The 20,114-nt window shown below is 59.6% G+C and carries 28 protein-coding genes; 27 read left to right on the top strand and 1 reads right to left on the bottom strand.

Going from position 1 to position 20,114, the window contains the following annotated elements; all coding sequences use genetic code 11:
* Window positions 1-8: 8 nt before the first annotated feature.
* The 24 genes from rplB to rplQ all read left to right on the top strand — a co-directional run bounded on the left by rplB (window position 9) and on the right by rplQ (window position 11,682).
* On the top strand, window positions 9-836 hold the full coding sequence (gene rplB, locus QQF40_RS14040; protein WP_043334862.1) for a 50S ribosomal protein L2: 828 nt from the start codon (window positions 9-11) through the stop codon (window positions 834-836).
* 22 nt (window positions 837-858) lie between these two features.
* Complete coding sequence (rpsS, locus tag QQF40_RS14045) at window positions 859-1,134, top strand: 30S ribosomal protein S19 (protein WP_024950655.1); 276 nt, start codon at window positions 859-861, stop codon at window positions 1,132-1,134.
* 19 nt (window positions 1,135-1,153) lie between these two features.
* The gene (rplV, locus tag QQF40_RS14050; protein ID WP_043334859.1) at window positions 1,154-1,486 is read left to right on the top strand and encodes a 50S ribosomal protein L22; all 333 of its coding nucleotides are present in this window, start codon (window positions 1,154-1,156) and stop codon (window positions 1,484-1,486) included.
* A 10-nt stretch (window positions 1,487-1,496) separates the two neighbouring features.
* On the top strand, window positions 1,497-2,189 hold the full coding sequence (gene rpsC, locus QQF40_RS14055; protein ID WP_043334856.1) for a 30S ribosomal protein S3: 693 nt from the start codon (window positions 1,497-1,499) through the stop codon (window positions 2,187-2,189).
* An 11-nt stretch (window positions 2,190-2,200) separates the two neighbouring features.
* A complete protein-coding gene (gene rplP / locus QQF40_RS14060; RefSeq protein WP_043334854.1) occupies window positions 2,201-2,614 on the top strand; it encodes a 50S ribosomal protein L16 in 414 nt (137 codons plus the stop codon).
* Window positions 2,614-2,805 carry a 50S ribosomal protein L29 gene (gene rpmC / locus QQF40_RS14065; protein WP_024950659.1) on the top strand — a complete coding sequence of 64 codons (192 nt, stop codon included), beginning with the start codon at window positions 2,614-2,616 and terminating at the stop codon, window positions 2,803-2,805. The genes rplP and rpmC overlap by 1 nt, the downstream gene beginning before the upstream one ends.
* A gap of 1 nt (window position 2,806) precedes the next feature.
* Complete coding sequence (gene rpsQ / locus QQF40_RS14070; RefSeq protein ID WP_043334852.1) at window positions 2,807-3,067, top strand: 30S ribosomal protein S17; 261 nt, start codon at window positions 2,807-2,809, stop codon at window positions 3,065-3,067.
* 50 nt (window positions 3,068-3,117) lie between these two features.
* On the top strand, window positions 3,118-3,489 hold the full coding sequence (rplN, locus tag QQF40_RS14075) for a 50S ribosomal protein L14 (protein ID WP_043334850.1): 372 nt from the start codon (window positions 3,118-3,120) through the stop codon (window positions 3,487-3,489).
* A 15-nt stretch (window positions 3,490-3,504) separates the two neighbouring features.
* Window positions 3,505-3,822, top strand: coding sequence for a 50S ribosomal protein L24 (gene rplX / locus QQF40_RS14080; RefSeq protein WP_043334846.1), 318 nt, complete (start codon window positions 3,505-3,507; stop codon window positions 3,820-3,822).
* A gap of 17 nt (window positions 3,823-3,839) precedes the next feature.
* Window positions 3,840-4,379, top strand: coding sequence for a 50S ribosomal protein L5 (gene rplE, locus QQF40_RS14085; RefSeq protein ID WP_043334844.1), 540 nt, complete (start codon window positions 3,840-3,842; stop codon window positions 4,377-4,379).
* 9 nt (window positions 4,380-4,388) lie between these two features.
* Window positions 4,389-4,694: a 30S ribosomal protein S14 gene (rpsN, locus tag QQF40_RS14090; RefSeq protein WP_043334842.1), complete on the top strand. Its 306-nt coding sequence runs from the start codon at window positions 4,389-4,391 to the stop codon at window positions 4,692-4,694.
* 32 nt (window positions 4,695-4,726) lie between these two features.
* On the top strand, window positions 4,727-5,119 hold the full coding sequence (gene rpsH / locus QQF40_RS14095) for a 30S ribosomal protein S8 (RefSeq protein ID WP_043334840.1): 393 nt from the start codon (window positions 4,727-4,729) through the stop codon (window positions 5,117-5,119).
* A gap of 9 nt (window positions 5,120-5,128) precedes the next feature.
* Window positions 5,129-5,659, top strand: coding sequence for a 50S ribosomal protein L6 (rplF, locus tag QQF40_RS14100; RefSeq protein ID WP_166020051.1), 531 nt, complete (start codon window positions 5,129-5,131; stop codon window positions 5,657-5,659).
* Window positions 5,660-5,668: 9 nt separating this feature from the next.
* Entirely contained in the window at window positions 5,669-6,019 is a 351-nt protein-coding gene (gene rplR / locus QQF40_RS14105; RefSeq protein WP_024950667.1) for a 50S ribosomal protein L18, read from the top strand.
* An 11-nt stretch (window positions 6,020-6,030) separates the two neighbouring features.
* A complete protein-coding gene (gene rpsE, locus QQF40_RS14110; protein WP_054556902.1) occupies window positions 6,031-6,531 on the top strand; it encodes a 30S ribosomal protein S5 in 501 nt (166 codons plus the stop codon).
* A gap of 6 nt (window positions 6,532-6,537) precedes the next feature.
* Complete coding sequence (rpmD, locus tag QQF40_RS14115; protein WP_024950669.1) at window positions 6,538-6,720, top strand: 50S ribosomal protein L30; 183 nt, start codon at window positions 6,538-6,540, stop codon at window positions 6,718-6,720.
* Window positions 6,721-6,723: 3 nt separating this feature from the next.
* A complete protein-coding gene (rplO, locus tag QQF40_RS14120) occupies window positions 6,724-7,158 on the top strand; it encodes a 50S ribosomal protein L15 (protein ID WP_043334834.1) in 435 nt (144 codons plus the stop codon).
* On the top strand, window positions 7,159-8,493 hold the full coding sequence (gene secY / locus QQF40_RS14125) for a preprotein translocase subunit SecY (protein ID WP_043334831.1): 1,335 nt from the start codon (window positions 7,159-7,161) through the stop codon (window positions 8,491-8,493). It abuts the gene before it with no gap.
* A gap of 34 nt (window positions 8,494-8,527) precedes the next feature.
* The gene (rpmJ, locus tag QQF40_RS14130) at window positions 8,528-8,641 is read left to right on the top strand and encodes a 50S ribosomal protein L36 (RefSeq protein ID WP_077373351.1); all 114 of its coding nucleotides are present in this window, start codon (window positions 8,528-8,530) and stop codon (window positions 8,639-8,641) included.
* A gap of 131 nt (window positions 8,642-8,772) precedes the next feature.
* Window positions 8,773-9,129: a 30S ribosomal protein S13 gene (gene rpsM / locus QQF40_RS14135; RefSeq protein ID WP_024950672.1), complete on the top strand. Its 357-nt coding sequence runs from the start codon at window positions 8,773-8,775 to the stop codon at window positions 9,127-9,129.
* A 30-nt stretch (window positions 9,130-9,159) separates the two neighbouring features.
* A complete protein-coding gene (gene rpsK, locus QQF40_RS14140) occupies window positions 9,160-9,543 on the top strand; it encodes a 30S ribosomal protein S11 (RefSeq protein WP_043334827.1) in 384 nt (127 codons plus the stop codon).
* 12 nt (window positions 9,544-9,555) lie between these two features.
* Entirely contained in the window at window positions 9,556-10,176 is a 621-nt protein-coding gene (gene rpsD / locus QQF40_RS14145) for a 30S ribosomal protein S4 (RefSeq protein ID WP_043334824.1), read from the top strand.
* A 74-nt stretch (window positions 10,177-10,250) separates the two neighbouring features.
* Window positions 10,251-11,249 (top strand): DNA-directed RNA polymerase subunit alpha, encoded by a 999-nt coding sequence (locus QQF40_RS14150; RefSeq protein WP_043334822.1) that lies wholly within the window; start codon window positions 10,251-10,253, stop codon window positions 11,247-11,249.
* A 46-nt stretch (window positions 11,250-11,295) separates the two neighbouring features.
* A complete protein-coding gene (gene rplQ / locus QQF40_RS14155) occupies window positions 11,296-11,682 on the top strand; it encodes a 50S ribosomal protein L17 (protein ID WP_043334820.1) in 387 nt (128 codons plus the stop codon).
* A gap of 183 nt (window positions 11,683-11,865) precedes the next feature.
* Here the strand turns inward: rplQ and uvrA are convergent, their stop codons facing one another.
* The gene (uvrA, locus tag QQF40_RS14160; protein WP_175090310.1) at window positions 11,866-14,745 is read right to left on the bottom strand and encodes an excinuclease ABC subunit UvrA; all 2,880 of its coding nucleotides are present in this window, start codon (window positions 14,743-14,745) and stop codon (window positions 11,866-11,868) included.
* Window positions 14,746-14,952: 207 nt separating this feature from the next.
* Here uvrA and QQF40_RS14165 point away from each other — a divergent pair, with 207 nt between their 5' ends.
* The 3 genes from QQF40_RS14165 to QQF40_RS14175 all read left to right on the top strand — a co-directional run bounded on the left by QQF40_RS14165 (window position 14,953) and on the right by QQF40_RS14175 (window position 20,062).
* Window positions 14,953-16,368, top strand: coding sequence for an MFS transporter (locus QQF40_RS14165; RefSeq protein WP_175090311.1), 1,416 nt, complete (start codon window positions 14,953-14,955; stop codon window positions 16,366-16,368).
* A gap of 87 nt (window positions 16,369-16,455) precedes the next feature.
* Window positions 16,456-17,112 (top strand): single-stranded DNA-binding protein, encoded by a 657-nt coding sequence (gene ssb, locus QQF40_RS14170; protein ID WP_131432841.1) that lies wholly within the window; start codon window positions 16,456-16,458, stop codon window positions 17,110-17,112.
* A 442-nt stretch (window positions 17,113-17,554) separates the two neighbouring features.
* Window positions 17,555-20,062 carry a bifunctional diguanylate cyclase/phosphodiesterase gene (locus QQF40_RS14175; RefSeq protein ID WP_285461695.1) on the top strand — a complete coding sequence of 836 codons (2,508 nt, stop codon included), beginning with the start codon at window positions 17,555-17,557 and terminating at the stop codon, window positions 20,060-20,062.
* Window positions 20,063-20,114 lie beyond the last annotated feature (52 nt).

Below are 20,114 nucleotides of genomic sequence, written 5' to 3' on the forward strand. Positions count from 1 at the left end.
TACGGAACATGGCAATTGTTAAGACAAAACCTACCTCCGCCGGTCGCCGCCACCTGGTAAAGGTCGTCAATGACGAACTTTTCAAAGGTCGCGCGTACGCTCCGCTGCTTGAAAAGCAGTCAAAGTCCGGTGGTCGTAACAATAATGGTCGCATCACTACTCGCCACATCGGCGGTGGTCATCGTCACCATTACCGTCTGGTTGATTTCAAGCGCAACAAGGATGGCATTCCGGCCATCGTTGAGCGTCTGGAGTACGATCCGAACCGTAGCGCGAACATCGCGCTGGTGAAGTACCTTGACGGCGAACGTCGCTACATCATTGCACCGAAAGGTGTCTCTGCTGGCGATCGTCTCGAGTCTGGTGTTAACGCACCGATCAAGAAAGGCAACGCTCTGCCGCTGCGCAATGTCCCGGTGGGTTCCACCGTTCACTGTGTAGAGCTGAAGCCAGGCAAGGGCGCCCAGATCGCTCGTAGTGCAGGTACCAGTGCCCAGGTCGTGGCACGTGACGGTAACTACACCACGCTGCGTCTGCGCTCTGGCGAGATGCGTAAGGTGCTGTCCGAATGCCGTGCAACTCTCGGCGAAGTGGGCAACTCCGAGCACAGCCTCCGTCAACTGGGCAAGGCCGGTGCTAAGCGTTGGAGAGGCGTGCGCCCGACTGTTCGCGGTGTCGCGATGAACCCGGTCGATCACCCGCATGGTGGTGGTGAAGGTCGTACCTCTGGTGGCCGTCACCCGGTCAGCCCGTGGGGCGTCCCGACCAAGGGTCACAAGACTCGCAAGAACAAGCGCACCGATAAGCTTATCGTCCGTCGCCGCAAGGCCAAGTAACAGATATTGAGGGGTAACGGCTGTGCCACGTTCACTGAAGAAAGGTCCTTTTATTGACCTTCATCTGCTGAAGAAGGTTGAGACAGCAGTGGAAAAGAACGACCGCAAACCGATCAAGACCTGGTCGCGTCGTTCCATGATCCTGCCGAACATGGTCGGGCTCACCATTGCCGTCCATAACGGTCGCCAGCATGTCCCGGTTCTCGTTTCTGAGGAAATGGTCGGTCACAAGCTCGGCGAGTTTGCTGCCACCCGCACATACCGCGGGCACGCTGCAGATAAAAAAGCCAAACGGTAAGCCAGAGAGGATTTAAGAGATGGAAGTAGCTGCTAAGCTGCGCGGCGCTCGTTTATCCGCCCAGAAGGCCCGTTTGGTGGCTGACCAGGTGCGCGGTAAGCCGGTCGCCGAGGCGCTGAATCTGCTCGCTTTCTCACCGAAGAAGGCCGCGAAGATTGTTCGCAAGGTTCTGCAGTCCGCGATCGCGAATGCGGAAGAAAACAACGGCATGGACATTGACGAGCTTCGCGTCTCGACTATCTGTGTCGACGAGGGCATGACGCTCAAGCGCATCCAGCCACGTGCCAAAGGCCGTGCGGACCGTATCTTGAAGCGCACTTGTCATATCACCGTCAAGGTAGCCGAGAAGTAGGAGACGACCAATGGGTCAGAAAGTTAATCCGACAGGTTTCCGACTGGGTATTGTCAAGGATCATACCTCTGTCTGGTACGCCGAAGGCGCTACCTATGCCGACAAACTGAACAACGATCTGCAGGTGCGTGGATTCCTGGAAGAGCGCCTGAAAAGCGCTTCCGTTAGCCGCATCAGCATCGAGCGTCCGGCAAACAACGCCCGTATTACCATTCACACCGCCCGTCCGGGTATCGTGATCGGTAAGAAGGGTGAAGATGTCGATCGCCTTCGTCGTGAAGTTTCCGAGATGATGGGCGTTCCCGTCCACATCAACATCGAGGAGATTCGCAAGCCGGAACTCGATGCCAAGCTGGTTGCTGCCAATGTGGCAGGTCAGCTCGAGCGTCGTGTCATGTTCCGTCGTGCGATGAAGCGTGCTGTGCAGAACGCAATGCGTCTGGGCGCCAAGGGCATCAAGATTCAGCTCTCTGGTCGTCTCGGCGGTGCCGAAATCGCCCGTACCGAATGGTACCGCGAAGGCCGCGTTCCGCTTCACACCCTGCGTGCTGACATTGATTACTCCACCTTCGAAGCTCACACCACCTACGGCATCATTGGTGTCAAGGTCTGGATCTTCAAAGGCGAGATCCTCGGTGGCATCGAAGAGGTGCGAGCCAAGGCGAAGCAGCCCGCGTCCGCACCCAAGAAGAAAGGCAAGTAAGGGGGTAATCGATGTTACAGCCCAAGCGTATGAAATTCCGCAAGATGCAGAAAGGTCGCAACCGTGGCCTGGCGCATCGCGGAAGCAAGGTAAGCTTTGGTGAGTTTGGCCTGAAAGCCACCGGCCGTGGTCGTATCACCGCTCGTCAGATCGAAGCTGGCCGTCGTGCCATTACCCGTCACGTCAAGCGTGGCGGCAAGATCTGGATCCGTGTCTTCCCAGACAAGCCGATCTCCAACAAGCCGTTGGAAGTTCGTATGGGTAAAGGTAAGGGTTCTGTCGAGTACTGGGTCGCTCAGATCCAGCCCGGCAAGGTCCTCTACGAGATCGAAGGTGTATCCGAAGAGCTGGCCCGTGAAGCATTTAGCCTGGCCGCTATGAAGATGCCGATCTCCACCACCTTTGTTAAGCGGACGGTGATGTGATGAAAGCCCAAGAACTCCGTGAAAAGTCAGTCGAGGCGCTCCAGGAGCAGTTGTTCGAACTGCTGCGTGAGCAATTCAATCTGCGCATGCAGAAGGCAACAGGCCAGCTGAGCCAGGTTCACCTGCTCAAGCAGACTCGTCGCCAAATTGCTCAGGTTAAGACTGTGCTCAACCAGAAGTCAGGTGAGTAAAATGGCCGAAGAAACTAAAGCACGCACACTCACCGGCAAGGTGGTGAGTGACAAGATGGAAAAATCCATCGTTGTCATGGTCGAGCGCCGTGAGCGTCACCCGATCTATGGCAAGTACCTGAGACGCTCCACCAAGCTGCACGCCCATGATGAGGCGAATCAGGCTCGGATCGGTGACACCGTCTCTATCGCCGAGACTCGTCCGCTGTCCAAGAAGAAAGCCTGGACCCTGGTCGAGGTGGTTGAACAGGCCAAGGGTTAATCCCTAGGCCAGTTCCCACCAGGCAGTCAGATTAGGTTTGGAGAAAACCGATGATTCAGACTCAGACAATGCTGGATGTCGCCGACAACAGTGGCGCGCGCCGGGTGCAATGCATCAAGGTGCTGGGTGGTTCACACCGCCGTTACGCTCGTGTTGGAGACATCATCAAGGTCACCGTCAAAGAAGCTATCCCGCGTGGCAAGGTCAAGAAAGGCCAGGTCATGAAGGCAGTGGTCGTTCGTACCAAAGCCGGTGTCCGTCGTAATGACGGTTCCGTGATCCGCTTCGACGGTAATGCGGCCGTTCTGTTGAACAACACCAACGAACAGCCGATCGGTACCCGTATCTTCGGCCCGGTTACCCGTGAACTTCGCAGTGAGAAGTTCATGAAGATCATTTCCCTGGCGCCCGAAGTGCTGTAAGGAGCGGAAGCGGATATGCAAAAGATCAAACGTGACGATGAAGTCATCGTCATCGCCGGGAAGGACAAGGGCAAGCGCGGTACCATCAGCAAGGTGCTGAAAGGTGAGCGTCTGCTCGTGTCCGGTGTGAATATGATCAAGCGTCACACCAAGCCCAACCCGATGCTGGGCACCCAGGGGGGTATCGTCGAGCGCGAGGCTCCGATTCACGCGTCCAACGTGGCCATCTTCAACCAGGAGACCGGCAAGGCGGATCGTGTCGGAATCCAGGTACAGGAAGACGGTACTAAGGTACGCATCTTTAAGTCGACTCAGAAGCTGATCGACGCCTAACGCGAGTCGGGTACAACATGGCGAACTTGAAAGAACGTTATCAGAACGAAGTGGCCGCCCAGCTCAAAGAGCAGTTCGGCTACGCCAATGTGATGCAGGTTCCCCGCATCACCAAGGTGACCCTGAACATGGGTATCGGTGAAGCCACCGCTGACAAGAAGCTGATCGACAACGCGTTTGCCGATCTCCAGATGCTTTCTGGTCAGAAGCCCATCGTCACCAAGGCACGCAAGTCCATCGCTGGCTTCAAGGTCCGCGAAGGATGGCCGATCGGTGTTAAGGTGACCCTGCGCAGCGATCGTATGTGGGACTTCCTGGACCGTCTCGTGAACGTGGCTATCCCGCGCGTTCGTGACTTCCGTGGTCTGAACCCGAAGTCCTTCGATGGCCGTGGAAACTACTCCATGGGTGTGCGTGAGCAGATCATCTTCCCGGAGATCGAGTATGATAAGATCGACCGGATTCGTGGCCTGGACATCACCATCACCACTAGCGCCAACACCGATGATGAAGGTCGTGCGTTGCTGGGCGCGCTGAACTTCCCGTTCAAGAAATAAGGGTGGATCATGGCAAAGAAAAGCATGGTTGAGCGCGAGCTCAAGCGCACCAAGCTGGTCGCTAAGTACGCCGCCAAACGCGACGCACTGAAGACCATCATCAACGACGTCAACGCTTCTGAAGAAGAGCGCTTCGACGCACAGCTGAAGCTGCAGCAGCTGCCGCGTGATGCCAGCCCGGTCCGTCAGCGTAACCGCTGTCGTATCACTGGCCGTCCGCACGGCTACTACAACAAGTTCGGCCTGAGCCGCAACAAGCTGCGTGAAGCCGCTATGCGTGGTGACGTGCCTGGTCTGACCAAGTCCAGCTGGTAACACCACTGCAAGAATTCAGGAGCGCAACGTAAATGAGCATGCAAGACACTCTGGCGGATATGTTCACCCGTATCCGCAATGCGCAGATGGCCACCAAGGAGACGGTTACCATGCCGTCTTCCAAGCTCAAGGTTGAAGTGGCCCGCGTATTGAAGGAAGAGGGTTATATTTCCGAGTTTGCCGTCGCAGAAGGCGCCAAGCCGGAACTGACCGTGACCCTCAAGTACTTCGAAGGCAAGTCGGTTATCGAGAGCATCAAGCGTATTTCCAAGCCGTCCCTGCGCCAGTACAAAGGCAAGGGTGAGCTTCCGAAAGTCGCAGATGGCCTGGGTATTGCGATCGTTTCCACCTCCCGGGGCGTGATGACCGATCGTGCGGCCCGTCAAGCTGGTGTCGGCGGCGAAGTCCTCTGCACCGTATTCTAGGAGTTTGGAATGTCCCGCGTAGCCAAGTATCCGGTTAAATTGCCGAACGGCGTCGAGGCAAAGCTCGACGGCGACAAGCTGACCGTGAAGGGCAGCAAAGGCCAGCTGGAACTGACCGTCCACCAGGACGTGGTCATCTCTATGGAAGAAGGTCAGATGACCTTCGCTCCGTCCGAGACCGCCAAGAACTGGGCAATGGTTGGTACCACTCGTGCTCTGGTCAACAACATGGTGTCTGGTGTTTCCGAAGGCTTCACCAAGTCTCTGGAAATCAATGGTGTGGGTTATCGTGCCCAGGCCAAAGGCCAGACAATCAACCTGACACTGGGCTTCTCACACCCGGTCGACTATGAACTGCCGGCAAGTGTTACGGCTGAAACGCCGAAGAACACTCAGATCGTCCTCACGTCTGCTGACAAGCAGGCTTTGGGTCAGGTCGCCGCAGAGATTCGCGCATTCCGTCCGCCGGAGCCCTACAAGGGCAAAGGTATTCGGTACAGCGACGAAGTCGTCCGTCGTAAAGAAGCCAAGAAGAAGTAAGGCAGGGTTATGAACGCGAAGAAAGAATCTCGTCTCCGTCGTGCCCGCCGCGCTCGTGCGAAAATCCGCGAGCTGGGCGTGTTTCGCCTGTGCGTGAACCGCACCCCGCGTCACATCTACGCGCAGATCATCTCGCCGGATGGCGGCCAGGTCCTGGCCACCGCATCCACGCTCGACAAGAGCCTGCGCGAAGGTTCTACCGGTAACTCGGACTCCGCCGCCAAGGTGGGTGCTCTGATTGCCGAGCGCGCGAAGGAAGCGGGTATCAAGCAAGTGGCTTTCGATCGCTCCGGGTACAAGTACCACGGTCGCGTGAAGGCCCTGGCCGATGCCGCACGTGAAGGCGGCCTGGAATTCTAAAGGGTTTTACGATGGCGAATATCGAACAGAAGGGCGGTGACCTGCAAGAGAAGCTCGTGCAGATCAACCGCGTCGCCAAGGTAGTCAAGGGCGGCCGTATCTTCGGTTTCACCGCTCTGACTGTCGTTGGTGACGGCAATGGTCGTGTTGGCTTCGGCCGTGGCAAGGCGCGTGAAGTGCCGGTCGCGATCCAGAAGGCAATGGACCAAGCTCGTCGCAACATGATCAAGGTCGACCTGAAGGGCCACACCCTGCAGTATCCGGTGAAGGCTCGTCACGGCGCATCCAAGATCTACATGCAGCCAGCGTCCGAAGGTACCGGCATCATTGCCGGCGGTGCGATGCGTTCCGTGCTCGAACTGGCTGGCGTCCATGACGTCCTGGCCAAGTGCTACGGTTCCACCAATCCGGTCAACGTGGTGCGCGCGACCATCAACGGTCTCGCTGCCATGAAATCTCCGGAAGACATCGCCGCCAAGCGTGGCCTGTCTGTCGACAAGATTGCGGGGTAAGGCACCATGGCAGCTAAGATCACGGTAACCCAGATCCGCAGCACCATCGGCGTCCTCGAAAAGCACAAGGCCACTATGAAAGGTCTTGGCCTGCGCCGCATCGGTCACACTGTCGAGCTGGAAGACACCCCCGCGGTACGCGGCATGATCAACAAGGTTCACTACCTTGTCCGTGTTGAGGGAGAGTAATCCATGAAATTGAATACCCTGAGTCCGGCCCCGGGCTCCAAGCACGCTGCAAAGCGTGTCGGTCGTGGTATCGGCTCCGGTCTTGGTAAGACCGGCGGTCGTGGCCACAAGGGCCAGAAGTCCCGTTCCGGTGGCAGCGTCAAGCCGGGCTTCGAAGGCGGTCAGATGCCTATGCAGCGTCGCCTGCCGAAGTTTGGTTTCACTTCCGCGAAGTCTCTGATTTCCGAAGAAGTGCGCCTGAGCGAACTGGCACTGGTAGACGGCGAGATCGTCGACCTCGAAACGCTGAAGAAGGCCAACGTGCTTCGTGATTCCACGAAGTTCGCGAAGGTCATGCTCTCCGGCGAACTGGACAAGGCAGTCACGGTTCGCGGCATTAAGGTCACCAAGGGTGCCCGTGCTGCGATCGAAGCTGCCGGTGGCAAGGTAGAGGACTAAATGGCTAAGTCAGGAAACGTACCGGCGATGCAGGGAAGTGGGTTGAGCGAACTCTGGGCGCGTTTGCGCTTCGTGTTCATCGCCATCGTGGTGTACCGAATCGGTGCACACATCCCCGTTCCCGGTATCAATCCTGACCAGCTTGCTGCCTTGTTCAGGGAAAACCAGGGCACCATCCTGAGCATGTTCAACATGTTCTCCGGTGGTGCACTGGAGCGAATGAGTATCTTCGCGCTGGGCATTATGCCCTACATATCCGCGTCGATCATCATGCAGCTCCTGACGGTGGTCTCGCCTCAGCTTGAGCAGTTGAAAAAGGAAGGCGAGGCCGGCCGTCGCAAGATCAGCCAGTACACGCGCTACGGCACGGTAGTACTGGCCCTGGTCCAATCGATCGGCATGGCAGTCGGACTGGTCGGAAACGGTGTCGCCTATTCCGCTGACTTCAGCTTCTACTTCACCGCCGTGAGTACGTTCGTGGCTGGTGCAGTGTTCCTGATGTGGCTGGGAGAGCAGATCACCGAGAAGGGTATCGGCAACGGGATCTCACTGATCATCTTTGCTGGTATTGTCGCCGGGCTGCCGAGTGCCATCGGCCAGTCTTTCGAACTGGCGCGCAATGATGGTGCCTGGAATGTGCTTCCGCTGCTGGCGCTGACGCTGCTCGCAGTCATTACCGTTGCCTTCGTGGTGTTCATCGAACGCGGCCAACGCCGCATCACGGTGAACTATCCGCGCCGTCAGGTTGGCAACAAGATGTATGCAGGTCAGAGCAGCTACTTGCCGATGAAGGTCAACATGGCCGGGGTCATCCCGCCGATCTTCGCGTCAAGCATCCTGCTGTTCCCTGCGTCGATGGGTCAATGGTTTGGCCAGAGTGAAAGCATGCAATGGTTGCAGACGGCATCTCAGGCTCTCGGGCCGGGTCAGCCACTGTATATCTTGCTTTTCGCTGCCGCTGTAGTATTCTTCTGCTTCTTCTACACGGCGCTGGTCTTCAATCCGAAGGATGTTGCTGACAACCTCAAGAAGTCAGGAGCGTTTCTGCCGGGTATTCGCCCAGGCGAACAGACCGCCCGTTACATCGATAAGGTGATGACTCGCCTGACGCTGTTCGGCGCCCTCTACATCACCCTAGTCTCCCTGATGCCTCAATTCCTCGTTGTTGCATGGCAGGTTCCGTTCTATTTCGGCGGCACCTCTCTGCTCATCGTGGTCGTGGTGGTCATGGACTTCATGGCCCAGGTGCAGTCGCATCTGATGTCAAATCAGTATGCGTCGGTGATGAAGAAGGCCAACCTCAAAGGCTATGGCAGCGGTGGCATGATGCGCTGATTGCGCAGCCCCTGTTAGCAAACTGGAGAGAACGATGAAAGTTCGAGCTTCCGTCAAGAAAATTTGCCGTAACTGCAAGATCATTCGGCGTCGTGGCGCAGTGCGGGTCATCTGCACTGAGCCCCGCCACAAGCAGCGTCAGGGTTAATTCCCTCGACCCGCTTAGCTGAATACAAGCTCGGGTGCTGGCATACCCCCTTGTTCCCAATGGGATCAAGGGGTATGCTATTGCGCCCTTTGTGGATGTAAAATCCGCCGCTAACCTTTCGGAGAAAACTGATGGCCCGTATTGCTGGCGTCAATATCCCGGACAACAAGCACGCGGCGATCTCGCTGACTTATATCTTCGGGATTGGCCGTACGCGTGCACAGCAGATCTGCGCCGCTCTCGGTTTAGAACCGAGCGTCAAGATCGCTGATCTGTCTGTTGAACAACTGGACCTGGTTCGTGCCGAGGTGGGTAAGTACACCGTCGAAGGCGACCTGCGTCGTGAGATCACGCTGAACATCAAGCGTCTCATGGACCTCGGTTGCTATCGTGGCCTGCGCCATCGTCGTGGTCTTCCGTTGCGCGGTCAGCGCACCAAGACCAACGCACGTACACGCAAAGGTCCGCGTAAACCGATTCGCAAGTAAACGAACTGGCGTTTAGACAGGAAACATCTAATGGCTAACCCGAGTAAGCGCAAGAAGGTTAAAAAGCAGGTAGTGGATGCCATCGCGCATATCCACGCCTCTTTTAACAACACTATCGTGACGATCACAGACCGCCAGGGCAATGCTCTTTCCTGGGCAACTGCCGGTGGTTCGGGTTTTCGTGGTTCTCGCAAGAGCACCCCGTTCGCTGCGCAAGTCGCAAGTGAACGTGCAGCGACCGCTGCAGCCGAATATGGTGTGAAGAACGTCGACGTGCTGGTCAAGGGCCCGGGTCCGGGTCGTGAGTCCGCCGTGCGTGCTCTCAATGCCGCAGGCTTCCGCGTGCAAAGCATCACCGACGTGACCCCCATCCCGCATAATGGGTGCCGTCCGCCGAAGAAACGCCGCGTTTAAGGAGACAGACTCATGGCTCGTTATATTGGACCGAAGTGCAAACTGTCTCGTCGTGAAGGCACCGACCTCTTCCTGAAGAGTGGCGTGACTCCGTTCGAGAAGAAGTGCAAATCCGAACAACCCCCGGGTGTTCATGGCCAGCGCCGTCAGCGTCTTTCAGACTACGGCCTGCAGCTGCGTGAAAAGCAGAAAGTACGTCGCATGTACGGCGTGCTGGAAAAGCAATTCCGCAACTACTACAAAGAAGCCGCTCGCCTCAAGGGTGCGACCGGTGAGGTTCTGCTCCAGCTCCTCGAGACTCGTCTCGACAACGTCGTCTACCGCATGGGCTTCGGCTCCACGCGTTCCGAGGCACGTCAGCTGGTCAGCCACAAGGCGATCGCCGTGAACGGCCGTACCGTCAACGTTGCTTCCTTCAAAGTGAAGGCTGGCGATGTGGTCACCGTTCGTGAGAAGGCCAAGAACCAGGCTCGCATCCAGCAGTCTCTGGCACTCGCTGCCAACCGCGGTGATGTCTCCTGGGTCGACGTCGACTCCAAGAAGATGGAAGGCACTTTCAAGGCTGTCCCCGAGCGTGGCGACCTGTCTGCCGATATCAACGAAAACCTGATCGTCGAGCTGTACTCCAAGTAATGTAACGCCGGGCCGATTCGTCGGCCCGGCTGGAGTACCCAGATTATCCGTTTGGCAGCCTTAAAGGTGTTCTTATGCAGCGCTCAGTGACAGAGTTTCTCCGTCCTCGCGATATCAAGGTCGAGGAAGTCAGCGCCCATCACGCGCGTATCGTCCTCGAACCCTTCGAGCGTGGTTTCGGCCACACCCTGGGGAATGCTCTGCGTCGCATCCTGCTTTCTTCCATGCCCGGCTGTGCCGTCGTGGAAGCTGAGATCGAAGGCGTTCTGCACGAGTACAGCGCCATTGAAGGGGTGCAGGAGGATGTGATCGAAATCCTGCTGAACCTCAAGGACGTGGCCATCAAGATGCATGGTCGCGACGAAGCTGTGCTGGCGCTGAACAAGAAGGGCCCGGGTATCGTGACTGCTGGCGACATCGCTGGCGACCACGATCTCGAAATCGTGAATCCGGATCACGTCATCGCTCACCTCAATGATGGTGGCGAGCTGAAGATGCAGCTCAAGATCGCTCGTGGCCGCGGCTACGAAGCGGCAGATGCACGCATCTCTGCTGATGACGAATCACGTGCCATTGGCCGCCTCCAGCTGGATGCGACCTTTACCCCGGTTCGTCGGGTCTCCTATGCCGTCGAGGCTGCGCGTGTTGAACAGCGCACCAACCTCGACAAGCTGGTGATCGACCTGGAAACCGACGGCACACTGGATCCGGAAGAAGCGATCCGCCGCTCCGCAACTATCCTGCAGGAGCAGCTGGCCGCCTTCGTTGATCTGGAAGCAGACAAGGAACAGGAAGTCGAAGAAGAGGAAGATCAAATCGATCCGATCCTTCTCCGTCCCGTAGACGATCTTGAGCTGACTGTTCGCAGTGCGAACTGTCTCAAGGCCGAGAATATCTATTACATCGGTGATCTCATTCAGCGCACCGAAGTTGAGCTGCTGAAGACCCCGAATCTCGGCAAGAAGTCCTTGAATGAAATCAAGGACGTGCTGTCCGCGCGTGGTCTGTCCCTCGGCATGCGGTTGGAAAACTGGCCGCCCGCAAGCCTGAAGGACGACAAGGCTTCCGCTTAAGGAAGCCCGGTCGGCTCAAGCCCCAGACTGGTAAGGAATCACAACCATGCGTCATCGTAAGAGTGGTCGTCACCTGAACCGTACCAGCTCTCACCGTGAAGCCATGTTCAAGAACATGTGCATCTCTCTGGTAGAGCACGAAGTCATCAAGACTACCCTGCCGAAAGCCAAGGAACTGCGTCGTCATATCGAGCCGCTGATCACCCTGGCCAAGCAGGACACCGTTGCGAACCGCCGTTTGGCGTTCTCTCGCACGCGCTCCAAGGAAGCGGTCGGCAAGCTCTTCAATGAGCTCGGCCCGCGCTACACCTCCCGTCCGGGCGGTTACCTGCGCATCCTGAAGTGCGGCTATCGCGCCGGTGACAATGCCCCGATGGCATTCGTCGAGCTGGTCGATCGCCCGGTTGCCTCTGAGGCAGCGGGCGAAGAGTAAGCTTCGGCTTGCTTCGTCCACAAGAAAAGGCCAACCCTCACGGGTTGGCCTTTTTTTATGCCTGACAGTTGGCCGTGTGACACTGGCGTGTCATTTTCCGGAAGGTCCACCTCGCCCCGGGATGTGTTGAGGATGGGCTGGGGTGAGGTGGGCCAGAGGAGCGGAAGGGGCGTAAGCCGACGCCTAATTGCTGGTCTCGGCCTTCTTCTTGCTGCTCGAGGTGGCACTGGTGGCTTTCTGGCGCTCCAGTAGCGGCGCCAGGAAGCGACCTGTGTGCGAGATCTCCTGCGTGGCCAGTTGCTCAGGGGTGCCTTCAGCGATGATCTGACCGCCGCCTGAGCCACCCTCCGGGCCGAGGTCGATCAGCCAATCGGCCGTCTTGATCACATCCAGGTTGTGCTCGATCACGACTACGGTGTTGCCGTGATCACGCAGACGGTGCAATACGACCAGCAGCTGGCGAATATCCTCGAAGTGCAGGCCGGTGGTCGGCTCATCGAGAATATAGAGCGTCTTGCCGGTATCGCGCTTGGCCAGTTCGCGCGCCAGCTTGACGCGTTGGGCTTCACCGCCGGACAGTGTGGTCGCACTCTGGCCGAGGCGGACGTAGGAAAGGCCGACATCCATCAGTGTCTGCAGGCGGCGGGCAATGGCCGGAACCGGCGAGAAGAACTCCAGCGCCTCCTCGATGGTCATCTCCAGCACTTCGTGGATATTCTTGCCCTTGTACTCCACTTCAAGCGTCTCGCGGTTGTAGCGCTTGCCCTTGCAGACATCGCAGGGCACGTACATGTCGGGCAGGAAGTGCATCTCGACCTTGATCAGGCCGTCGCCCTGACAGGCCTCGCAGCGGCCGCCCTTGACGTTGAAGCTGAAGCGGCCCGGCTTGTAGCCGCGGGCGCGTGCTTCCTGAGTGCCGGAGAACAGCTCACGTATCGGCGTGAAGATGCCGGTATAGGTTGCCGGATTGGAGCGCGGCGTCCGTCCGATGGGGCTCTGGTCGATATCCACCATCTTGTCGAACAGGTCCAGCCCTTCGATGGTGCCGTAGGGCGCGGGCGTCAGGGTGGTGGCCCGATTGAGCTCACGCGCGGCCAGCGGCATCAGGGTGGCGTTGATCAGCGTCGACTTGCCTGAGCCCGAGACCCCGGTGATGCACGTCAGCAGGCCTGTCGGCAGTGTCAGCGTCACATCCTGCAGATTGTTGCCGGTGGCACCGGTCAGGCGCAGCACCTTGTCAGGGTTGGCCGGAAGGCGGTAGGGCGGCACGGCAATCTCGCGCTCGCCGCTCAGGTATTGTCCGGTCAATGAGCCAGGCGTCGCCTCGATCTGCTCCGGGGTGCCCTGGGCGACGATCTCGCCACCGTGCACGCCGGCGCCCGGGCCGATATCCAGCACATGGTCGGCGGCGCGAATCGCGTCCTCATCATGCTCGACCACGATCACGGTGTTGCCCAGATCGCGCAGGTGGATCAGCGTCTTGAGCAGGCGATCATTGTCGCGCTGATGCAGGCCGATGGACGGCTCATCGAGGATGTACATCACCCCGACCAGGCCGGCACCGATCTGGCTGGCGAGACGGATACGCTGTGCCTCACCGCCGGACAGTGTGTCGGCGCTGCGCTCCAGGGTCAGATAGTCGAGGCCGACATTGACGAGAAATTCGAGGCGCGCCTGGATCTCATGCACGATCTTGGCGGCGATCTCGCCCTTGCGTCCCGGCAGACTCAGCTTGCCGAACTCTTCCCACGCCTCACCGATCGGCTGACGCACGACCTCGGAAAGAGTGCGGCCATCGACATAGACGTTGCGCGCCTCACGACGCAGGCGCGAGCCGTCGCAACTCGGGCACGGCTGGACCGCCAGATAGCGGGCGAGGTCCTCGCGCACCATGTTGGATTCTGTCTCGCGGTAACGGCGCTCCATGTTGGGCAGCACGCCCTCGAAGGGGTGCTCGCGGGTCACCTTGCGGCCACGGTCATTCACGTAGCTGAAGGCAATGTCCTCGCGGCCGCTGCCGTTGAGCACGGCGTCGCGCGCTTCATCGCTGAGCGACTCCCAGGCCGCTTCCAGCGCGAAACCGTAATGCTCGGCAACGGCCTGCAGCTGGCTGAAGTAGTAGACGCTGCGGCGGTCCCAGCCCTTGATGACGCCTTCGGCCAGTGACAGCTCAGGGTGGCTGATCAGCTTATCGGGATCGAAATACTGCTTCACGCCGAGGCCGTCACAGGTCGGGCAGGCGCCCGCCGGGTTGTTGAAGGAGAACAGGCGCGGTTCCAGCTCGGCCAGTGCATAGCCACACACCGGGCAGGCGAAGCGCGAGGAGAAGACGAGGTCTTCCTGTTCGCCATCCATGAAGTGCAGGCGCGCGCTGCCGTCGGCCAGGTTCAGTGCGGTCTCGAAGGATTCGGCCAGACGCTGCTTGAGGTCTTCGCGCACCTTGAAGCGATCGACGACGACGTCGATGTCATGCTTCTTGTTCTTCTCCAGCGGCTTGAGGTCATCCAGCTCGACGATCACGCCGTCGATGCGTGCACGCACGAAGCCCTGAGCGCGCAGCTCTGACAGCAATTGGAGATGCTCACCCTTGCGGCCACTGACTACGGGAGCCAGCAGCATCAGCTTGCTGCCTTCCGGGAGGGCGAGCGCCTGATCGACCATCTGCGAGATGGTCTGGGCTTCCAGGTCAATCGCGTGGTCCGGGCAGCGCGGTGTACCGGCGCGTGCATACAGCAGGCGCAGGTAATCGTAGATCTCGGTAATGGTGCCGACGGTGGAGCGCGGATTGTGCGAGGTCGACTTCTGTTCGATGGAAATCGCCGGTGACAGACCCTCGATATGGTCGATGTCCGGCTTTTCCATCATTGAGAGGAACTGACGTGCGTAGGTGGACAGTGATTCGACGTAGCGCCGCTGTCCCTCGGCGTAGAGAGTGTCAAAGGCAAGTGATGACTTGCCGGAACCGGAAAGTCCGGTCACCACGATCAGCTTGTCACGCGGCAGTTCGACATCGATGTTCTTGAGGTTGTGGGTGCGCGCACCCCTCACCTGAATCCTGTCCATTGCCACCTCGGGCTGCGTCGATAAAAGCAACGATTATAAGGCGCGGGTGAAACACCCGGCAAAGGCTGCATGCTTTCAAAGCCGCCAAGCGGGCCTTAGAATATGCAGTCCATTGGTGGGCGACCACCGTTGGACGTCATATCTCGGCGACCCACGTGGTCGGCCTCCCTCTTCTTGACTGTCATGCTCCGGAGCCCGCCGCCGCCCATGAAAACCTCTCGACTGCTCGCGCCGGAACGCCGTGCCATCGTCGGCCTTGCCAGCCTCTATGCGACTCGCATGCTGGGGCTGTTCATGGTGTTGCCGGTGCTGGCGCTCTATACCCGTGACCTCGCCGGTGCGACGCCGACACTGGTCGGCGTGGCGCTGGGTGGCTACGGGCTGACCCAGGCATTGCTGCAGATTCCGTTCGGCTGGCTGTCAGACCGACTGGGGCGCAAGGCCGTGATCGGCTTCGGGCTCGGGTTGTTCATCCTGGGCTCGCTGGTCGCGGCGACGGCCGACAGCATCGAGATGATCATCCTCGGGCGCTGTCTACAGGGCAGCGGCGCCGTGGCGGGAGCGATCATGGCACTGCTGGCCGATCAGACCCGAGAGGAGGTTCGCACCATGGCGATGGCCTCCATCGGCATGTCGATCGGGGTCGCCTTTGCACTGGCGATGGTCGCAGGGCCATTGGCCGCAGATGCCTTCGGCTTGTCAGGGGTCTTCTGGTTGACCGCCGTGATGGCCCTCGCAAGCCTGTTCGTGCTCTGGAAGCTGGTGCCAGCTGCGCCCAGGCGTCAGCATCAGGATGTGGGGCTTGATAGGCGCCAGCTCAAGGGTATCCTCACGAATTCCGCATTGTTGCGCATGGATGTGTCGATCTTTGCGCTGCACATGATCCTGACCGCCTGCTTCGTGGCCATTCCCCAGCAGCTGGTCAACTTCGGCATCGCTCCGGCGCATCATGGCTGGATCTACCTGCCATTGATGGGGCTGGCCTTTGTCGCCATGCTGCCGCTGGTCATCGTGGCCGAGAAGTATCGGCGCATGAAGCCCGTCTTTCTGGGGGCCGTCGCGACCATCGCGACAAGCTTGCTGCTGCTGGGTGTCGATGGCATCGAGCATGCAGGGCTGGCGATGTTCCTCGGCCTGCTGTGGCTGTTCTTCGTTGCCTTCAATCTGCTTGAAGCGACCTTGCCGTCGATGATCTCCAAACTGGCTCCTGCCGGTGCCAAGGGCACGGCGATGGGGGTCTATTCCACCAGTCAGTTCCTGGGCGCCTTCGTGGGCGGTGTCGGGGGCGGCTGGTTGACCGGGCATTTCGGTCTGAGCGGCGTGTTCTTCGCCATGGGGCTGGTCGCCATTCTGTGGCTGGCCGTGGTGTGGGGCATGCAACCGCCGCGACATCTGGGCAGTGAAGTGATCGGCCTGTCTCCCGAGGCCTCGCAATTGTCAGCCGTCGAGCTGCAGACACGCCTGCTGGCGATTCCCGGCGTGGAAGAGGCGCTCGTGGTGCGTGAGGAACGGGTCGCTTATCTCAAGGTCACACGCGATACACTGGATGACAAGGCGCTGGCCCGCTTCACTCGCCAGCGTGATGACGAAACTCCGGCAGGCGCGGAAGTGCCTGCCAGCTGAACTCTGACATCGGCGATACATTGCCGGTGCACTTGATACCTTCTCCGGTGCCCATGGCGCGCCGGTCTATTTGCAGGAGTAATCTTCATGGCTCGTGGCGTAAACAAGGTCATTCTGATCGGTAATCTCGGTCAAGACCCGGAAGTTCGCTTCACCCCGTCCGGCAGTGCGGTGTGCAACCTGAACCTCGCGACGACGGACACCTGGAATGATCGCCAGAGCGGTCAACGTCAGGAACGTACCGAATGGCACCGTGTGGTGATGTTCAACAAGCTGGCTGAAGTGGCCCAGCAATACGTCAAGAAAGGCTCACGCCTGTATATCGAAGGCCGCCTGCAGACGCGCAAGTGGCAGGATCAGAACGGCAATGACCGTTACAGCACGGAAATCGTGGCCAACGACATGCAGATGCTGGATACGCGTGGTGAAGGTGGCGGTGGCAACTTCGCTGGTGGTCGCCCGCAGCAGGCGCCTCAGCAGGGCGGCCAGCAACCGGCCGCAGCGCCTCAGCAGGGTGGCCAGTTCGGTGGCCAGCAGCCGGCCCCTCAGCAAGGTGGCCAGTTCGGTGGTCAGCAGCCGGCCCCTCAGCAAGGCGGTCAGTTCGGTGGTCAGCAGCCGGCCCCTCAGCAGGGCAACAACTTCGGTGGCCAGCAGCCCGCCCAGCAGAACAATTCCCAGAACAACAACTTCGGTGCGCCGCCCGCGGGCAGCTTCGATGATTTCGATGATGAAATCCCGTTCTGAATAAAGTCTTTCGCCTGTGCGCCGATAGAATGCGCAAGCGATAACGATGAAAGGCCCTCGCTCAGCGAGGGCTTTTTTTTGAATCAACCATGAGACGGTTTCCGTTTTATTTCTTCAAGCGTCTGTTTTTTCATGAAATTTCGCTGATCATGAAGAATGAACCAGAGCGTGACATCCAGTGGGTTTTGTCGCGCGTAAGGGGGGGAGCGCCAGTCCATTGCGGCTCATACATGCGTTGCAAACGAGCGTTGTGCAAAAAACGCTTCATGGCCGTATTCTCTCAGTATCAAGCCGCTGGGCTGTCGATGTTGTCGGGTGGCAATCCAAGGTCTGAGAATCCTGTCGTGGTACTCCAGAGGGAGTGCTGGCGATATGACGCCGCTGTCGGATTTCCGCCCCTGTCTTGCCGACTATGGCATGCCCCTGATGATCGAGGTTATTCATGCATGGCAGTTATTCCTACCCACTGGTCGCCCTGTCAATCGTGGTCGCCGTGCTGGCTTCACATGCAGCGCTGCAGCTGATTCGTCAGGTCGCGCTGGCCCCTTCGCGCGCCACCAGCCTCGGCTGGCTGGTGGGCGGAGCCGTGGCGATGGGGTTGGGTGTCTGGGCCATGCACTTCATCGGCATGCTGGCGTATGAATGTCAGGTTCCGGTCACCTATGCGCCCGGCCTGACGGCATTGTCGGTGCTGATCGCGATGCTGGCCTCGGGGCTGGCACTCTGGGTGAATACGCTGCCACGCCTGACGCCGATGCTGTTGATGACGAGCGGGACCATCATGGGCGGCGGCATCGCCACGATGCACTACACCGGCATGGCGGCGATGCAGATGAACATGCCTTACCGCTATGACCCGCTGCTGTTCGCGGTGTCCATCGTGGTGGCGGTGGTGGCCGCGACGGCGGCCCTGTGGCTGGGAGGCTTCTTCTTGCGCCAGCGCCGCCCCAATCGCACCTATCAGGCTCTGGCGGCCGGCGTGATGGGACTTGCCATTGCCGGCATGCATTACATCGGCATGGAGGCGATGGTGATGATGCCGCTGACCACGCCCATCATCTCTCCTGCCGGGGCTGGCATGAACTCCGGGCAGAACATGTGGCTGGCTCTGGCCATCGCGATCGCGACCCTGGCCGTGCTGGGGCTGGCGCTACTGGCCATCAGTGCCGAGCAGCGCATGCGGCGCAGCCGTCATTACCGCTCGCGCCTGGATGGCCTGCTGGAGTATCGGACCCGGGAGCTGCGTCATGAGCGTGATCAGGTCGCGGTCATGCTGGATTCCATCGATGAGGGAGTGATCAGCCTCGATCGCGAGGGCCATATCCAGCACATCAATCCCATCGCTGCCGAACTGTGTGGCTGGGACCCGTCGTTGGCCCGCGGGCGCCCCTGGGCGCGCATCTTGCAGCTGCGCCATGAAGGTACGTTGCAGTCGGTTTCCAGCCAGCTGGAAGGGGTCTTGCAGCGCGGCGAAGTGGTGCACATGTCCAGCCAGACGCTGCTGGTGGCACGCGATGGCAGTGAATGTGCCGTGGAGCTCAAGGCTTCGCCCGTGCGCCGTCGCAGCGGGGATGTCGAGGGTGCCGTACTGGTCTTCCGCGACATCAGCTATCGCCAGGCCATGATTCGGCGCCTCAACTTCCAGGCGCATCACGACAGTCTGACCGGTCTGCACAATCGCACCGCCTTCGATGACTCTCTCACCGCGGCGCTGGCTGATGGCGGCTTTCACCAGCTGCTGTATCTGGATCTCGATTTCTTCAAGGTGGTCAACGACACCTGCGGGCACGCGGCCGGAGACACCGTATTGCGTGAGCTCTCCGCACTGATGCGAGCGCATGTGCGGGAAACGGATGTACTGGCACGCCTGGGGGGTGATGAGTTTGCCGTGCTGCTCTATCGCTGTTCTCGCGAGCAGGCCATCGAGCGTGCCGAAGCGCTGTGTGCGGCCGTCAGTGCCTATCGCTACTACGATGAGGGGCGTCCATTCCAGTTGGGCGTCAGCATCGGGGTTGCACCGGTCGAGAGCGGTGTCCAGGCCTCCGAGGTTCTGCGGCAGGCGGATGGGGCCTGCTACATGGCCAAGCAGAGCGGGCGCAACCAGGTGCATGCCTACCATGACGGAGATGCGGGATTCGAGCGCGCCCAGCGTGAGGTGCAATGGCTGCCGCTGCTGCACGAGGCGCTGGAGAATGATCGCTTCACGCTGTACATCCAGCCGATCCGCTCGCTGAGTGATGCCACCAGCAAGCCCTACTACGAGGTGCTGCTGCGTTACGTCAACGACTCGGGCGAGCACCTGGCTCCGGCGCACTTCATGGCGACGGCGGAGCGATTCGGCCTGATGCCCGAGATTGATATCTGGGTCGTCACCCAGGCGCTGCAGGTGCTGGAGTCCGATGATGGTCGCATCGAATCGGATGCCGTGCTGGCGATCAATCTCTCCGGTCAGAGCATGGGTGACCTGCGCATGCGCGATCAGCTGGCGGCGCTGGTCACGCAAAGCTCCGTCAAGCCTCAGCGGCTGTGCTTCGAGATCACCGAGACGGCGGCCATCAGCAATCTGGCCCAGGCGCGCGAGTTCATCTACAGCATGCGCCGGCTCGGCTGCAGCTTCGCCCTGGACGACTTCGGCAGCGGCATGTCGTCCTTTGCCTACCTCAAGGAACTGCCGGTCAATCAGCTCAAGATCGACGGCGCCTTCGTGCGCAACCTGACTCGCGATAGCCTCGATGCCGCCATCGTCTCCGCCATCTGTGGCATCTGTGCCCAGATGGGCATCATCACGGTGGCGGAATATGTCGAGCGTCTTGAGCTGATCCCCGCCCTCGAGCTGATCGGTGTCGACTTCGTGCAAGGCTATGGCATCGGCCGTCCTCACCCGATCGGCGCCCCGCTGATCCCCATCACTCCACGCAACAACGGGCCTGCAGCCAGTCTGCAAGGTTGATAGAATGACACCTTTGCATCGTCGCCTCTTGCGGCGATGCGCCTGTTTGCTG

The organism is Cobetia sp. LC6 (assembly GCF_030264805.1).
Lineage (GTDB): Bacteria > Pseudomonadota > Gammaproteobacteria > Pseudomonadales > Halomonadaceae > Cobetia.

Bases quoted from the DNA above. Each gene is read 5' to 3' on its own strand.
- rplB (WP_043334862.1), top strand. From the start codon at position 9: ATGGCAATTGTTAAGACAAAACCTACCTCCGCCGGTCGCCGCCACCTG.
- rplV (WP_043334859.1), top strand. From the start codon at position 1,154: ATGGAAGTAGCTGCTAAGCTGCGCGGCGCTCGTTTATCCGCCCAGAAG.
- rpsC (WP_043334856.1), top strand. From the start codon at position 1,497: ATGGGTCAGAAAGTTAATCCGACAGGTTTCCGACTGGGTATTGTCAAG.
- rplP (WP_043334854.1), top strand. From the start codon at position 2,201: ATGTTACAGCCCAAGCGTATGAAATTCCGCAAGATGCAGAAAGGTCGC.
- rpmC (WP_024950659.1), top strand. From the start codon at position 2,614: ATGAAAGCCCAAGAACTCCGTGAAAAGTCAGTCGAGGCGCTCCAGGAG.
- rpsQ (WP_043334852.1), top strand. From the start codon at position 2,807: ATGGCCGAAGAAACTAAAGCACGCACACTCACCGGCAAGGTGGTGAGT.
- rplN (WP_043334850.1), top strand. From the start codon at position 3,118: ATGATTCAGACTCAGACAATGCTGGATGTCGCCGACAACAGTGGCGCG.
- rplX (WP_043334846.1), top strand. From the start codon at position 3,505: ATGCAAAAGATCAAACGTGACGATGAAGTCATCGTCATCGCCGGGAAG.
- rplE (WP_043334844.1), top strand. From the start codon at position 3,840: ATGGCGAACTTGAAAGAACGTTATCAGAACGAAGTGGCCGCCCAGCTC.
- rpsN (WP_043334842.1), top strand. From the start codon at position 4,389: ATGGCAAAGAAAAGCATGGTTGAGCGCGAGCTCAAGCGCACCAAGCTG.
- rpsH (WP_043334840.1), top strand. From the start codon at position 4,727: ATGAGCATGCAAGACACTCTGGCGGATATGTTCACCCGTATCCGCAAT.
- rplF (WP_166020051.1), top strand. From the start codon at position 5,129: ATGTCCCGCGTAGCCAAGTATCCGGTTAAATTGCCGAACGGCGTCGAG.
- rplR (WP_024950667.1), top strand. From the start codon at position 5,669: ATGAACGCGAAGAAAGAATCTCGTCTCCGTCGTGCCCGCCGCGCTCGT.
- rpsE (WP_054556902.1), top strand. From the start codon at position 6,031: ATGGCGAATATCGAACAGAAGGGCGGTGACCTGCAAGAGAAGCTCGTG.
- rpmD (WP_024950669.1), top strand. From the start codon at position 6,538: ATGGCAGCTAAGATCACGGTAACCCAGATCCGCAGCACCATCGGCGTC.
- rplO (WP_043334834.1), top strand. From the start codon at position 6,724: ATGAAATTGAATACCCTGAGTCCGGCCCCGGGCTCCAAGCACGCTGCA.
- secY (WP_043334831.1), top strand. From the start codon at position 7,159: ATGGCTAAGTCAGGAAACGTACCGGCGATGCAGGGAAGTGGGTTGAGC.
- rpmJ (WP_077373351.1), top strand. From the start codon at position 8,528: ATGAAAGTTCGAGCTTCCGTCAAGAAAATTTGCCGTAACTGCAAGATC.
- rpsM (WP_024950672.1), top strand. From the start codon at position 8,773: ATGGCCCGTATTGCTGGCGTCAATATCCCGGACAACAAGCACGCGGCG.
- rpsK (WP_043334827.1), top strand. From the start codon at position 9,160: ATGGCTAACCCGAGTAAGCGCAAGAAGGTTAAAAAGCAGGTAGTGGAT.
- rpsD (WP_043334824.1), top strand. From the start codon at position 9,556: ATGGCTCGTTATATTGGACCGAAGTGCAAACTGTCTCGTCGTGAAGGC.
- QQF40_RS14150 (WP_043334822.1), top strand. From the start codon at position 10,251: ATGCAGCGCTCAGTGACAGAGTTTCTCCGTCCTCGCGATATCAAGGTC.
- rplQ (WP_043334820.1), top strand. From the start codon at position 11,296: ATGCGTCATCGTAAGAGTGGTCGTCACCTGAACCGTACCAGCTCTCAC.
- uvrA (WP_175090310.1), bottom strand. From the start codon at position 14,745: ATGGACAGGATTCAGGTGAGGGGTGCGCGCACCCACAACCTCAAGAAC.
- QQF40_RS14165 (WP_175090311.1), top strand. From the start codon at position 14,953: ATGAAAACCTCTCGACTGCTCGCGCCGGAACGCCGTGCCATCGTCGGC.
- ssb (WP_131432841.1), top strand. From the start codon at position 16,456: ATGGCTCGTGGCGTAAACAAGGTCATTCTGATCGGTAATCTCGGTCAA.
- QQF40_RS14175 (WP_285461695.1), top strand. From the start codon at position 17,555: ATGCATGGCAGTTATTCCTACCCACTGGTCGCCCTGTCAATCGTGGTC.